Here is a 13,572-nt window from a genome sequence, read left to right on the forward strand (position 1 = left end):
CCGATGGATGACCTCGTCCTCAACTGGGAGCTCGGCACGGGAGGTCTGCTGCTGCTCGCAGCCGCGGGCATCGCCCTGCTGCTCGTGCTCATCATGGCCTTCCGGATCCACGCGTTCGTCGCGCTGATGATCACGAGCCTGCTGACGGCGATCGCCGCCGGCATCCCCTTCAACCGCCTGCTCGAGGCCATCGCCTTCGGCTTCAACCCGACGCTCGGCAACGTCATGCTGCTCGTCGCGCTCGGCGCGATGCTCGGCCGCATGATCGAGACCTCCGGCGGCGCGCGCGTGCTCACCGACAAGCTCATCGCGCGCTTCGGCGAGCAGCGGGCCGCGATGGCCGTCGGCGTCGCGAGCCTGCTGATGGGCTTCCCGATCTTCTTCGACGCCGGCCTCGTCGTCATGATGCCGATCATCTACGCCGTGGCGCGCCGCCTCGGCGGATCGCTGCTGACCGTCGCGTTCCCCGCGGCGCTCGCCTTCAGCTCCATGCACATCTTCGTGCCGCCGCACCCGGGCCCCGTCTCGGCATCCGCCATCCTCGGCGCCGACGTCGGCCTCGTGCTCATCCTCGGCCTCGTCGTCGCGATCCCCGTCTGGTACCTCGTCGGCGTGCTCTTCGGCGGCTGGGTCGGCCGCAAGTACGACATCGCGGTGCCCACGATCCTCGACGGCACCCCCGACGAGGACCGCGAGATGGAGTCGAACCCGTCGTTCGGCAAGATCATGCTGCTGCTCGCGCTGCCGCTCGTGCTCATCCTCATGAACACCGGCCTCAACATGTACGCCTCGACCACCGACGACCCTGACGCCTTCAAGGCCGAGCCGGTCGTCGCGCTGCTGCGCACGCTCGGCGAGACGCCCATCGCGCTGCTCATCACGGTGCTCGTCTCGATGTGGCTCCTCGGCTGGGGCATGGGCAAGTCCGGCAGCCTCATCGACAAGGTCGCAGACAGCGCCCTCGGGCCGATCGCCTCCGTCGTGCTCGTCACCGGCGCCGGCGGCATGTTCGGCGGCGTGCTGCGCGTCACCGGCATCGGCGACGCGATCGCCGACTCGCTCAACTCGATCGGCATGCCCGTCATCGTCGCCGCGTTCCTCATCTCGCTCATCGTGCGCATCGCGCAGGGCTCGGCGACGGTCGCCCTCACGACCGCCGCGTCGCTCATGGCGGGCGTGGTCGTGAACGGCGGCTTCAACCCCGTCGAGGTCGCGGCGATCGTGCTCGCGACCGCGGCAGGCTCGGTCGGCTTCAGCCACGTGAACGACTCGGGCTTCTGGCTCGTCAGCAAGTTCTTCGGCCTCGACGTGAAGACGACGCTGAAGACCTGGACGGTCGCGCAGGGCCTCATGGCCATCATCGGCTTCGTGATCAGCTACGCGATCTTCCTGGTCGGCGGCCTGTTCGGCTGACCGCGGATCGCGCTGTGCAGCACCGGGGGCCTCGCGAGGGGCCCCCGGTGCTGTAGAGTCTGAGGCTGAACTTCGGCGAGGGGTGCATCGGCATCCGTGATCGACGCGGTGGCAGCAGCGGACACAGTCTCCAACAGGCGCAGTCCTCACGCCTCGCGCGTTCGAGTCGACACACACTGACGGGCCCCGGCCCACGAGGAGCACTTCCATGAGCACCGACGACAACAAGCTCTCCAGCGAGATCCGCTCGTCCTTCGGCAAGGGCGCGGCCCGCAAGCTGCGCGCCGCCGGCAAGGTCCCCGCGGTCCTCTACGGCCACGGCACCGAGCCGCAGCACCTCACCTTCGACGCGCACGACGTCTTCATGCTCGTGCGCCGCTCGAACGCGGTGCTCGACCTGCAGATCGAGGGCTCGTCGCAGCTCGCGCTCGTGAAGGACATCCAGCGCAACCCCGTCCTCCAGGGCGTGCAGGCGATCGAGCACCTCGACCTCGTCATCGTCCAGCGCGGCGAGAAGGTCACGGTGGACGTGCCCGTGCACCTCGAGGGCGAGTCGGCCCCCGGCACCATCACCAACTTCGAGTCGACCTCCATCTCCATCGAGGTCGAGGCCCTGCACATCCCCGACTCCATCACGGTCTCCATCGAGGGCCTCGAGGAGGGCGCGCACGTGCTCGCCGGCCAGGTCGAGCTCCCCAAGGGCGCCACGCTGCTCACCGACCCCGAGGCGCTCGTCGTCGGCATCATCGTGCCCGCGGCCCCCGTGCTCGAGGACGAGGACGCCGCGCCCGCCGAGGGCGAGACGGCCGAGGCCGAGGCTGAGGGCGAGTCCGAGGAGTCGGCCGAGGGCGAGTCGGCCGAGTAGTCCGCGAGGAGCGCTCCGTGGCGCAGACGTGGCTCGTGGTCGGGCTCGGGAATCCCGGGCCCGACTACGCGCGCACGCGCCACAACATCGGCCAGATGGCGCTCGCCGAGGTCGAGCGGCGCGCCGGCGCGACGCCGAAGCGCCACGGCCGCGCCGAGGCGCTCGTCGCCGAGTCGCGCATCATCGGCGGCCCGAAGGTCGTCACCGCGTTCCCCACCAGCTGGATGAACCGCTCCGGCGGCCCGGTCGCGAAGCTCATGGACTGGTACGGCGTCGAGCCCGACCACGTCATCGTCCTGCACGACGAGCTCGACCTGCCGCTCGGCACCGTGCGCCTCAAGCAGGGCGGCGGCCACGGCGGCCACAACGGCATGCGCGACATCATCGCCGCACGCGGCGGCGACGTGCTGCGGGTGCGGCTCGGGATCGGCCGTCCGCCCGGCAGGCAGGACGCCGCCGACTTCGTGCTCCGGCCCTTCGCGAAGGCCGAGCAGGACGAGGCCGACCTGCTCGTGCAGCTCGGCGCCGACGCCGTCGAGCGGATCATCGCCGAGGGCTTCCTGGAGGCGCAGCAGCGCATCCACGCCCCGTAGCATGGGGAGCCGAATCGGAAGGAGTGCGCCCGTGCGCCGAACCGCCCTGCGAGCCGCAGCCCTCATCGCGGCGAGCCTCGTGCTCGTCGGCTGCGCGAGCGGCGACCCCGAGGCGCCCGCCGAGGCGCAGGGCCCGAACGGCTACGAGCTCGCCGCCACGCTCGACGACGGATCCGAGCTCTGGTCCGACCGCAGCCCCGAGTCGGGGCTCACCGACCTCATCCTCGAGACGCCCGAGGGCCGCATGATCCACTCGTGCCTCGGCTCCGGGCCGCTCATGTGCTGGGACGACCCGCTCGAACCGGCGATGCTGCTCGTCATCGGGCCGCCCGAGGGCACCGCCGCGACCCTCAGCTGGTACGGCGAGAGCCTCCCGCTCACTGCCGGCGAGCGCGAGGCCGACGACGCCCCCTCCGTGTTCGCGCTCGTGCTGCCCGACTACGAGGCGAACGACCAGGGATGGCGGCTCGAGGTGACCGACGCCTCCGGCGCGGTCGTCATGACCTCGTGAGCCTCCGGCCGCTGCTCGAGCTGCTCGAGCGCGGCGCGCTCGCCCCGGTCGTCGAGGCGAGCCGCGGGGGCGCGCTCACCGGCATCGAGGCGATGCGCGCGCCCGTCGCGGCGTCGATCGCGAACGCCCACGAGCGGCCGCTGCTCGTCATCACCGCGACCCGCCGCGAGGCGGAGGCGGTGCGCGACGACCTCGCCGCGTGGCTGCCCGAGGCCGAGCTGCTCGACCTGCCCGCGTGGGAGACGCTGCCGCACGAGCGGCTGAGCCCGTCCGCCGAGACCGTCGGCAGGCGCGGCGCCACGCTCCGCGCCGTCGCCGAGCGCGACGGCTCCCGCCCGACGATCGTGATCGCCTCGGTGCGCGCCGCGCTGCAGCCTGTCGCCGACAACCTGCTGTCGGTGCAGCCGATCGAGCTCGTCGCGGGTGCGCGCGGCATCGACCTCGCGGCGCTCTCGCGGCACCTCGGCGACCTCGCCTACGCGCGGGTCGACATGGTCACCCGCCGTGGCGAGTTCGCGGTGCGCGGCGGCATCGTCGACGTCTTCGCGCCCGCCGACGACCACCCGGTGCGCATCGAGCTCTTCGGCGACGAGGTCGAGCAGATGCGCTGGTTCCACGTCGCCGACCAGCGCTCCGACGCCGAGCCGATCGAGCGCATCGTGCTGCCGCCCACTCGCGAGCTGCTGCTGACCGAGCCGGTGCGGCAGCGGGCCCGCCAGCTCGCCCCCGAGTTCCCGGGCATCCAGCAGATGCTCGAGAAGATCGCCGAGGGGATGCCCGTGGAGGGCATGGAGTCGCTCGCGCCGGCCCTGCTGCCGCGGCTCGTCCCCATCACGCACTACCTGCCAGACGCGGGCGTGCTCGTGCTCGGGCCCGAGCGCATCCGCGACCGCGTCGCGAGCCTCAACGAGACGAACCACGAGTTCCTCGAGGCCGCGTGGAGCGCCGCGACCGCCGGCGGCGAGGCGCCCGTCGACCTGGCGGGCGGGTTCCTCGACCTCGACGAGCTGCGCGAGTCGGTGCGCGCGCCCTGGTGGACGTTCTCGGTGCTGCGCGGGGGCGACGACGTCACTGCCCTCGAGGCGGATGCCGTGCCGAGCTTCGCGGGGCAGGCCGACGGCGCGGTCGAGCACCTGCGCGAGCGCGCCCGCGAGGGCTGGCGCATCGTCGTCGCCGCCGCCGGGCACGGCATGGTCGAGCGCGCCACGCAGGTGCTGGGCGAGCACGGCCTCGCCGCCCGCGAGGTGGAGGCGCTGCCCGCCGAGCTCGAGCCGGGCGTCGTGCACGTCACGCAGGCGTCGGTCGAGCACGGCTTCTCGCTGCCCGAGGAGCGGCTCGAGCTCGTCAGCGAGGCGGAGTTCTTCGGCCGCGCCGTCGGCGTCGACCAGCGCCAGTCGCGGCGGCTCGCCACGCGGCGCCGCTCGGTCGTCGACCCGCTCCAGCTGAAGCCCGGCGACTACGTCGTGCACGACACGCACGGCGTCGGCCGCTTCGTCGAGCTCACGCAGCGCACCGTCTCCACCGGCGGGCGCAGCCCCGTGAAGACGACCCGCGAGTACCTCGTCATCGAGTACGCGCCCTCGAAGCGCGGCCACCCCGGCGACCGGCTCTCGGTGCCCACCGACCAGCTCGACCAGCTGAGCCGCTACGTCGGCGGCGAGTCGCCCCAGCTGTCGAAGATGGGCGGCAGCGACTGGCAGCAGTCGAAGGCGAAGGCCAGGAAGGCCGTGCGCGAGATCGCGGTCGAGCTCGTGCAGCTCTACTCGGCGCGGATGGCGTCGAAGGGCCGCGCGTTCGGTCCCGACAGCCCGTGGCAGCGCGAGCTCGAGGACGCGTTCCCGTATGCCGAGACGCCCGACCAGCTGACGACCATCGACGAGGTGAAGCGCGACATGGAGCGCTCGGTGCCGATGGACCGGCTGCTCTCGGGCGACGTCGGCTACGGCAAGACCGAGGTCGCCGTGCGCGCCGCGTTCAAGGCGGTGCAGGACGGCGCGCAGGTCGCGGTGCTCGTGCCGACGACGCTGCTCGTGCGGCAGCACTTCGAGACGTTCGCGTCGCGCTTCGCCGGATTCCCGGTGCACGTGCGCGCCCTCAGCCGCTTCCAGACCGACAAGGAGGTGCGCGAGACGATCGCGGGCCTCGCCGACGGCACCGTCGACGTCGTGATCGGCACCCACCGCATCCTCTCCGACCGCATCCGCTTCAAGGAGCTCGGGCTCGTCATCATCGACGAGGAGCAGCGCTTCGGCGTCGAGCACAAGGAGCAGCTCAAGGCGCTGAAGACCAACGTCGACGTGCTCGCGATGTCGGCGACGCCCATCCCTCGCACGCTCGAGATGGCGGTCACGGGCATCCGCGAGATGTCGACGCTCGCGACGCCGCCCGAGGCGCGGCATCCGGTGCTCACCTTCGTCGGCGCGTACAACGAGCAGCAGGTGGCTGCGGCGATCCGCCGCGAGCTGCTGCGCGAGGGCCAGGTGTTCTTCGTGCACAACCGGGTCTCGTCGATCAACAAGGTCGCGGCGCAGCTCGCCGAGCTCGTGCCCGAGGCGCGCATCGGCGTCGCGCACGGCAAGATGCCGGAGACGGCGCTCGAGCGGGTGATCGTCGACTTCTGGGAGAAGCAGTACGACGTGCTCGTCTCCACCACCATCGTCGAGACCGGCCTCGACATCCCCAACGCCAACACGCTCATCGTCGATCGCGCCGAGCGCTACGGGCTCAGCCAGCTGCACCAGCTGCGCGGGCGCGTCGGCCGCGGCCGCGAGCGCGCCTACGCGTACTTCCTCTACGACGCCGAGACGCCGCTGTCCGAGACCGCGCACGACCGGCTCGAGACGATCGCCGTGCACAACGAGCTCGGCGCGGGCATGCAGGTGGCGCTCAAGGACCTCGAGATCCGCGGCGCCGGCAATCTCCTGGGCGGCGAGCAGTCGGGCCACATCGCCGGCGTCGGCTTCGACCTGTACCTGCGCATGGTGGGCGAGGCCGTCGCGGTCTTCCGCGGCGAGGAGGACGAGGGGCCGCGCGAGCTGCGGCTCGAGCTGCCGGTCGACGCGGTGATCCCCGAGGACTACGTCGACTCGGAGCGCCTGCGCCTCGAGGCGTACCAGAAGCTGTCGTCCGCGGCGTCGGCGCGCGACGACGAGTCGATCGACCACGTGCTCGAGGAGCTGCGCGACCGCTACGGCCCGCCGCCGGCGCAGGTGACGGCGCTCGTCGCCATGGCGCGGCTGCGGCGCAAGGCGCAGCGCGCGAAGCTCTCGGAGGTCATCACGGTCGGGCCGAACCTGCGCATCGGCCCCGCCGAGCTCGCCGACTCGGTGCAGCTGCGGCTGCGGCGCATGTATCCGGGCGCGAAGGTCAACGAGACCGCGAAGACGCTCGTCGTGCCGATCCCCACGGCCGGCGGCGGCCGGCTCGCCGGCACGCAGGCGGAGCCGCTGCCCGATGCCGAGCTCATCGCGTGGGTGGATGCGCTGCTGACGGCGATCTTCCCGCCGCCCAGGCCGGCCGACGACCAGGCCGAGCGGCCTGCCGGGGAGCCGGCGGGGGAGCGCACGGCGTGAGCGCCCTCGACGACCTCGTCGCCGTCATGGCGCGGCTGCGGGCGCCCGGAGGCTGCCCGTGGGACGCCGAGCAGACGCACGCGTCGCTCGTGCCCTTCCTCATCGAGGAGGCGCATGAGCTCGCCGAGGCGATCGAGGCGGGCGACGCCGACGACGCCCACCTGCGCGAGGAGCTCGGCGACGTACTGCTGCAGGTCGTCTTCCACGCCGACATCGCCCGCGCCGAGGGCCGCTTCGACCTCGACGACGTCGCGCGCGGGCTCGCCGAGAAGCTGCGCCGGCGGCATCCGCACGTCTTCGCCGACGTCGCCGTCACGGGCGTCGACGACGTCGTGGCGAACTGGGATGCGCTGAAGCGAGCCGAGAAGCCCGAGCGCGGCAGCGCGCTCGACGGCATCCCGGCGGGCCTGCCCGCGCTCGCGCGCGCCGAGAAGGTGCTGCGCCGCGCCGAGCGCGCGGGCCTGACGACGTCGGATGCGACGGGCCCGGCCACCGAGGAGGCGCTCGGGGCCGAGCTGCTCGCGCTCGTGCGCGGCGCGGCTGCCCGCGGGCTCGACGCCGAGCGGGCGCTCCGCGCCGCCGCCCGCGAGCTCGAGGCGAGCCTCCGCGCCGAGGAGGCCGGCCGCGCCTGAGCCCCCCCGGTCGATTGGTCACGATCGGTCGGCTGCGCCCCGGGAGAGCAGCACTTCGTGACCAATCGGCGGGGAGCGGTGGCCGCGGGCACCGCCGCGGCTGGCCCTAGGGCCGCACCACCACGTTCCCGACCTTGTGGCCGGAGTCGACGATCGCGTGCGCGCGGGCGATCTCGGCCATCGGCAGCGACTGCACGACCGGGTCGAGCTCGCCGGTCGCGAGCAGCGCGAGCAGCCGCTCGATGTGCTCGCGCCGCGCGCGGGCGATCCCAGCTTTGACCGCGCCGCGCGCCGTGATGGTCTGCCAGAGCGTGGCGGCGACGAGGATGAGCGTGCCGCCGTCGGCGAGGAGCCGCCGGCCGCTCGCGGGGGAGAGCGCGCCGACCGCGTCGAGCACCACGTCGAAGCGCCGGCCGAGCGCGGTGACGTCGGTCGTCGCGCGATCGACCACCTCCTCCGCGCCGAGCCGACGCACGAGCTCGGCGTTCTGCGCGCTCACGACCGCGGTCACGTGCGCGCCCGTGAGCCGCGCCACCTGCACTGCGCTCGTGCCGACCGCGCCCGCGGCGCCGACGACGAGCACCGACTGCCCCTCGCGCAGCTTCGCGACGTCCAGCAGGAAGTGCATCGCCGTCGTGCCGCCGAACACGACGGCCGCCGCGTCGTCGAGCGCGACGGCCTCGGGAACCCGCACGAGCCGGTCGGCGCGCAGCGCGATGAGCTCGGCATGGCCGCCGTGCCCGCTCGCGCACACCACGGCGTCGCCCGGCGCGAGCCCCTCGACGCCCTCGCCGACCGCCTCGACCGTGCCCGAGAGGGCGAAGCCGAGGATGCGTCGGCGCGGCCCGCGCAGGCCGAGCGCGAGGCGAGCGGGCACCGCGAAGCCGCGCGGGAAGCGCGCGCCGCGGATCCGGGCGTCGCCCGAGCTCACGGTCGCCGCAGCGACGCGCACGAGCGCCTCGCCCGGGCCCGCCACGGGGGCCGCGACATCGGCGACCCTCGCGACCTCGGGCGGGCCGTACCGGTCGATGACCACTGCGCGCATCCGATGCTCCTTACAGGTGTAAGCCGATCTGGCGCCAGCGTAGCCTTACAGTTGTAAGCCCGCAAGGGTCCCGTCGAGGAGGTGGCGCATGAGCCAGGGGAGCGGAGCACCGCGGCGCAGCCGCGAGCCGCTCAGCCGCGAGCGCGTCGTCGCCGCGGCGGCCGCCGTCGCCGACCGCGACGGGCTCGCCGGCGTCAGCATGCGCAGCGTCGGCCGGGAGCTCGGCGTGGAGGCCATGTCGCTCTACCACCACGTCGCGAGCAAGGAGGCCCTGCTCGACGAGCTCGCCGGCTGGCTCATGGCCCAGATCGAGCCGCCGCGGCCCGGCGACGCGTGGCGCGAGGGCCTGCGCCGTCGCGCGCACTCCGCGCGCGCCGTCATGGGGGCGCACGCCTGGGGGCTCGGCTTCGTCGAATCGCGCCGCGCCCCCGGCGAGGCGCTCATGCAGGGGCACGAGGCGGTGCTCGAGTGCCTGCGGGCCGACGGCGTGCCGCTGCGGCTCGCGGCCCACGCCTTCTCGGTGCTCGACGCCTACGTCTACGGCTTCGCGCTCACCGAGCAGCACCTGCCGTTCGAGCCCGGCGGCGCCGAGGCGATGGTCGACGAGCTGGCGCTGCCGGCCGGCCGGTTCCCGCGCCTGGCCGAGCTGGTCGACGAGCTCGTCGTCGGCGGCGACTACGACTACGGCGACGAGTTCGCGTACGGCCTCGAGCTCGTGCTCGACGCGATCGGGGCGCGGCTGGCGGCCTGGACCCCCGACTCGCGGTAGCGGAGGCGCCCGAGGCCGGCGACGATGAAGATGCCCACGACGAACGCGATGAGCACCTGCCCCGTCGGCCACACCAGCCCCGCCCATCCGCCGTGCTCGCCCGGGTCGAGGAACGGGTAGGGGAACCAGCCGTCGACGAGGGCGCCCCGCAGCCACGACACGGCCAGGTAGGCCACCGGATAGCCCATCCACCACGCGGCCCGCGAGAGCCGGATGCGCCCTGCGGCGGGCACGAGTAGCCAGTCGAGCCCGACCATCCAGGGGATGAAGCGGTGCTGGGCGGCGTTCGTGTACTCGATCGTCCACGCCCACACCTCGTCGGGCTTCGCGAGCAGCACCGCGTAGACGAGCCCCGTGAGCACGATGTAGGCGGTGATCGCGCCGCGCACGTGGTCGAACCATCGGGGCCTGCGCCACTGCGGCACGACCAGCATCCACGCGATGAGGGCGATCACCAGCAGGTTCGACTGCACCGTGAAGTACGCGAAGTGCTCGCTCGCGCGCTCGCCCGACTCGAGCATGTTCTTGATGTTCCAGGCCTCGGCCGAGACGGCGAGGAGGAGGATGCCGACCCGCCACGCCACGACGGGCACGGCGCGGTCGTGGAGGGGCCAGCGACGTCGCACCAGCCCATGATGGCATCGGCGGATGCGCGGGCGGCGCGGCCCGCGCACGCCGTGCGGGAGAATGGTCGCCATGGCAACCCAGGTGCACCCGCCGCGCGGCATGCGCGACTTCCTGCCCGTCGAGAAGCGCCGCCGCGAGCGCGTGCTCCGCGTCATCCGGGACGCCTACGAGGACCACGGGTTCGAGGAGATCGAGACGCCCGTCGTCGAGGACGCCGAGCGCCTGCACGCGGGCCTGGGCGGCGACAACGAGAAGCTCGCGTTCGCGGTCATGCGCCGGGGCCTCGCCGTCGACGACCTCCGCTCGGCCGCGGCGCCGCTCGACCTGGCCGACCTCGGGCTGCGCTTCGACCTGACGGTGCCGCTCGCGCGCTTCATCGCCACGCACCGGGCGGCGCTGCCGCCGGTGTTCCGCGCGATCCAGATCGCGCCGGTGTGGCGCGCCGAGCGGCCGCAGCGCGGGCGCTTCCGCCAGTTCATGCAGTGCGACATCGACATCGCCGGCGAGCCGGGCATCGCGGCCGAGCTCGAGCTGCTCGCGGCGACGGGGGATGCGCTGACCCGGCTCGGCATCCCGGACGCGTTCGTGCGCATCAACGACCGCCGCATCCTCGCCGCGGCGCTGGAGCACGCCGGCGTGCCCGAGGCCGAGCGCGAGGGCGCGCTCATCACGGTCGACAAGCTCGACAAGATCGGCCGCGAGGGCGTGGCCGAGGAGCTGGGCAGCCGCGGCATCGACGGCGCCCGGCTGCTCACGACGCTCGACGCGATCCGCGACGGCGCGGCGCTGCCGGACGGCTTCGACCCGGCCGTGCTCGACGACGTGCGCTCCCTGCTCGACGCCCGCGTCGGCATCCGCCTCGAGTTCGACCCGACGCTCGTGCGCGGCATGGGCTACTACACCGGCCCGATCTTCGAGATCGCGCACCCCGAGCTGCCGTTCTCGATCGGCGGCGGCGGCCGCTACGACGGCATGATCGGCCGCTTCCTCGGCCAGGACATGCCTGCGGTCGGCATCTCGCTCGGCTTCGAGCGGCTCGTCGACCTCGTCGAGCTGCCCGCGGGCGGCGCGCGCGATGCGCTCGCGCTCCTCGTCGACAAGGCGACGCCGCCGGCCGACGCGCTCGCGATCAAGCGCGACCTCGTCGCCGCGGGCGAGACCGTGCGCATGCAGCGCCGCACGAAGAACGTGACCGGCATGCTCGAGCAGCTCGCCGCATCCGGCGCCACCCGCTTCGCCTTCGTGCGCCCCGGCGACTCGGCCGCGAGCCTCGAGGTGAAGCCGATCGCCTGAGTCGCCGTCTCGCGCGGCGCCTCCCGCGATCGAGTGGCGCTGCGCGCGATCGAGTGGCGCTTCCCGCGATCGAGTGGCGCCCTGCGTGATCGAGTGGCGCTCTGCGCGATCGAGTGGCGCTCCGCGCGATCGAGTGGCGCTCCGCGCGATCGAGTGGCGGTTCGCGCGATCGAGTGACGCCCGGCCCTTGCACTGGCGACATCCGCGATTCCGTCGCGAAGGCGCCACTCGATGTCCGCGGGCGCCACTCGATCCCCGGACCCGCCACTCGATGTCCGGAGGCGCCACTCGATCCCCGGACCCGCCACTCGATGTCGGCAGGCGCCACTCGATGCAGGTAGGCGCCGCTCATGCGGGGGCGCGCGGGAGCGCAGATGCCCCGCCCGCAGCGGGCGGGTGTGCAGGGATGCGCCCAGGACTAGGCTCGTCAGCGGCCGTCCACTGCGAACCCTAGGAGCACCCGTGGCACTCATCGACACCCTGCAGGCGCGCGAGATCCTCGACTCCCGCGGCAACCCGACCGTCGAGGTCGAGGTGCTGCTCTCGGACGGCTCGGTCGGCCGGGCCGCGGTGCCGAGCGGCGCATCCACCGGCGCCTTCGAGGCGTACGAGCTGCGCGACGGCGACAGCGCCCGCTACGCCGGCAAGGGCGTCGAGCAGGCCGTCGACGCGGTCAACGAGGAGATCGCCGAGGCGATCGAGGGCCTCACCGCCGACGACCAGCGCGTCGTCGACGCGACGCTCATCGAGCTCGACGGCAGCGACAACAAGAAGAACCTCGGCGCCAACGCCATCCTCGGCGTCTCGCTCGCGGTCGCGAAGGCCGCCGCCGACTCGGCGAAGCTGCCCCTGTTCCGCTACCTCGGCGGACCGAACGCGTTCCTGCTGCCCGTGCCGATGATGAACGTCATCAACGGCGGCGCGCACGCCGACACCGGCGTCGACATCCAGGAGTTCATGATCCTGCCGATCGGCGCGGAGTCGTTCCGCGAGGGCCTGCGCTGGGGCACGGAGACCTACCACGTGCTCAAGAGCATCCTCAAGGAGCAGGGCCTCTCGACCGGCCTCGGCGACGAGGGCGGCTTCGCGCCCGACCTCGCGAGCAACCGCACGGCGCTCGACCTGCTCGTGCAGGCCATCGAGAAGGCCGGCTTCACGCCCGGCACCGACATCGCGCTCGGCCTCGACGTCGCTGCGACGGAGTTCTTCGACAACGGCGTCTACCGCTTCGAGGGGCAGGAGCGGTCGGCGTCCGACATGTCCGACTACTTCGCCGAGCTGGTCGACTCCTACCCGCTCGTCACGATCGAGGACCCGATGAGCGAGGAGGACTGGGAGGGCTGGACCGGCATCACCGAGCGCCTCGACGACCGCGTGCAGATCGTCGGCGACGACCTGTTCGTCACGAACCCCGAGCGCCTCGTCGACGGCATCGAGCGCGGCGCCGCGAACGCGCTGCTCGTGAAGGTCAACCAGATCGGCACGCTCTCCGAGACCTTCGACGCGATCCGCATCGCGACGCAGGCGGGCTACTCGTCGGTGCTCTCGCACCGCTCGGGCGAGACCGAGGACACCACGATCGCCGACATCGCGGTCGCCGTGAACGCGGGCCAGATCAAGACGGGCGCCCCCGCCCGCAGCGAGCGCGTCGCGAAGTACAACCAGCTGCTGCGCATCGAGGAGGACCTCGGCGAGGCCGCGGAGTACGCCGGCGCCGCCGCGTTCCCGCGCTTCGAGGGCTGACCTGCGCGGTTCGGCCGCGACCGGAGGGCACTCGCCGATATCCTCGGCGGGTGCCCTCCGTCCGTCCTGCCTCCGGTCAGCTGCGCGTGTCGTGGCTGCTGCTCGTCGCGGTCGGCCTCGTCCTCGCCGGCGTCGTCACGCTCGCGCCCTCCATCGGGCTGCTGCTCGAGCAGCGCCGCGACATCGCCGCGCTCGAGGCGCAGGTGACGGCGCAGCAGGAGAACGTCGAGGCGCTGCAGCAGGAGCAGGCGCGCTGGGACGACCCCGCCTACATCGAGGCGCAGGCGCGCGACCGGCTGTTCTTCGTCTACCCGGGCGAGACGAGCTTCGTGCTGCTCGACGACCGGTCGGCGCTCGAGACGGTCTCCGCCGACGTGCCCTCGGCGACGATCGAGCAGCCGACCGAGGACTGGGTCGCCGCGACCGCCACGTCGTTCCTCGTCGCGGGCCTGACCGACGACGGGCCGTCGTCGTTCGGCGAGCCGGCCGAGGTGGGGGAGCCGCAGTGA

Annotated in this window: 12 protein-coding genes; 10 read left to right on the forward strand and 2 right to left on the reverse strand. The window is 73.2% G+C overall.

From position 1 onward, the window contains the following. Nucleotides 1-3: 3 nt before the first annotated feature. The 6 genes from AC1RNL_RS08590 (at nt 4) to mazG (ending at nt 7,586) form a co-directional block, all read left to right on the forward strand. Nucleotides 4-1,413, forward strand: a complete 1,410-nt coding sequence (locus AC1RNL_RS08590) for a GntP family permease (protein WP_146357995.1) — start codon at nt 4-6, stop codon at nt 1,411-1,413. 208 nt (nt 1,414-1,621) lie between these two features. Then, nucleotides 1,622-2,278, forward strand: coding sequence for a 50S ribosomal protein L25/general stress protein Ctc (locus tag AC1RNL_RS08595; RefSeq protein WP_246991972.1), 657 nt, complete (start codon nt 1,622-1,624; stop codon nt 2,276-2,278). Between the two features lie 17 nt (nt 2,279-2,295). Continuing rightward, entirely contained in the window at nt 2,296-2,871 is a 576-nt protein-coding gene (gene pth, locus AC1RNL_RS08600) for an aminoacyl-tRNA hydrolase (RefSeq protein WP_146357999.1), read from the forward strand. 31 nt (nt 2,872-2,902) lie between these two features. After that, the gene (locus AC1RNL_RS08605) at nt 2,903-3,382 is read left to right on the forward strand and encodes a hypothetical protein (RefSeq protein WP_400529412.1); all 480 of its coding nucleotides are present in this window, start codon (nt 2,903-2,905) and stop codon (nt 3,380-3,382) included. Continuing rightward, nucleotides 3,379-6,954 (forward strand): transcription-repair coupling factor, encoded by a 3,576-nt coding sequence (gene mfd / locus AC1RNL_RS08610; RefSeq protein WP_492934996.1) that lies wholly within the window; start codon nt 3,379-3,381, stop codon nt 6,952-6,954. Before AC1RNL_RS08605 ends, mfd begins: the two co-directional genes overlap by 4 nt. Further along, nucleotides 6,951-7,586, forward strand: coding sequence for a nucleoside triphosphate pyrophosphohydrolase (gene mazG, locus AC1RNL_RS08615; RefSeq protein ID WP_492934997.1), 636 nt, complete (start codon nt 6,951-6,953; stop codon nt 7,584-7,586). The genes mfd and mazG overlap by 4 nt, the downstream gene beginning before the upstream one ends. A 106-nt stretch (nt 7,587-7,692) precedes the next feature. Here mazG and AC1RNL_RS08620 read toward each other — a convergent pair whose 3' ends face one another. After that, a complete protein-coding gene (locus tag AC1RNL_RS08620) occupies nt 7,693-8,631 on the reverse strand; it encodes an NAD(P)-dependent alcohol dehydrogenase (protein ID WP_492934998.1) in 939 nt (312 codons plus the stop codon). Nucleotides 8,632-8,719: 88 nt separating this feature from the next. Here AC1RNL_RS08620 and AC1RNL_RS08625 point away from each other — a divergent pair, with 88 nt between their 5' ends. Beyond that, nucleotides 8,720-9,400 carry a TetR/AcrR family transcriptional regulator gene (locus AC1RNL_RS08625; RefSeq protein ID WP_492934999.1) on the forward strand — a complete coding sequence of 227 codons (681 nt, stop codon included), beginning with the start codon at nt 8,720-8,722 and terminating at the stop codon, nt 9,398-9,400. Here AC1RNL_RS08625 and AC1RNL_RS08630 read toward each other — a convergent pair. Beyond that, on the reverse strand, nt 9,313-10,026 hold the full coding sequence (locus AC1RNL_RS08630; protein WP_492935000.1) for a Pr6Pr family membrane protein: 714 nt from the start codon (nt 10,024-10,026) through the stop codon (nt 9,313-9,315). The genes AC1RNL_RS08625 and AC1RNL_RS08630 overlap by 88 nt on opposite strands. Nucleotides 10,027-10,096: 70 nt before the next feature. Here AC1RNL_RS08630 and AC1RNL_RS08635 point away from each other — a divergent pair, with 70 nt between their 5' ends. The 3 genes from AC1RNL_RS08635 (at nt 10,097) to AC1RNL_RS08645 (ending at nt 13,572) form a co-directional block, all read left to right on the forward strand. After that, nucleotides 10,097-11,320: a histidine--tRNA ligase gene (locus AC1RNL_RS08635; protein ID WP_492935001.1), complete on the forward strand. Its 1,224-nt coding sequence runs from the start codon at nt 10,097-10,099 to the stop codon at nt 11,318-11,320. 462 nt (nt 11,321-11,782) lie between these two features. Continuing rightward, nucleotides 11,783-13,063, forward strand: coding sequence for a phosphopyruvate hydratase (gene eno, locus AC1RNL_RS08640; protein ID WP_400529428.1), 1,281 nt, complete (start codon nt 11,783-11,785; stop codon nt 13,061-13,063). Nucleotides 13,064-13,113: 50 nt separating this feature from the next. Further along, on the forward strand, nt 13,114-13,572 hold the full coding sequence (locus tag AC1RNL_RS08645) for an FtsB family cell division protein (RefSeq protein ID WP_492935002.1): 459 nt from the start codon (nt 13,114-13,116) through the stop codon (nt 13,570-13,572).

The organism is Agrococcus sp. GW821-FHT14H11, from assembly GCF_058803545.1.

Excerpts from the sequence above, each read along its gene's own strand:
- AC1RNL_RS08625 (WP_492934999.1), top strand. The coding sequence starts at position 8,720 with ATGAGCCAGGGGAGCGGAGCACCGCGGCGCAGCCGCGAGCCGCTCAGC.
- AC1RNL_RS08620 (WP_492934998.1), bottom strand. The coding sequence starts at position 8,631 with ATGCGCGCAGTGGTCATCGACCGGTACGGCCCGCCCGAGGTCGCGAGG.
- AC1RNL_RS08595 (WP_246991972.1), top strand. The coding sequence starts at position 1,622 with ATGAGCACCGACGACAACAAGCTCTCCAGCGAGATCCGCTCGTCCTTC.
- AC1RNL_RS08635 (WP_492935001.1), top strand. The coding sequence starts at position 10,097 with ATGGCAACCCAGGTGCACCCGCCGCGCGGCATGCGCGACTTCCTGCCC.
- AC1RNL_RS08590 (WP_146357995.1), top strand. The coding sequence starts at position 4 with ATGGATGACCTCGTCCTCAACTGGGAGCTCGGCACGGGAGGTCTGCTG.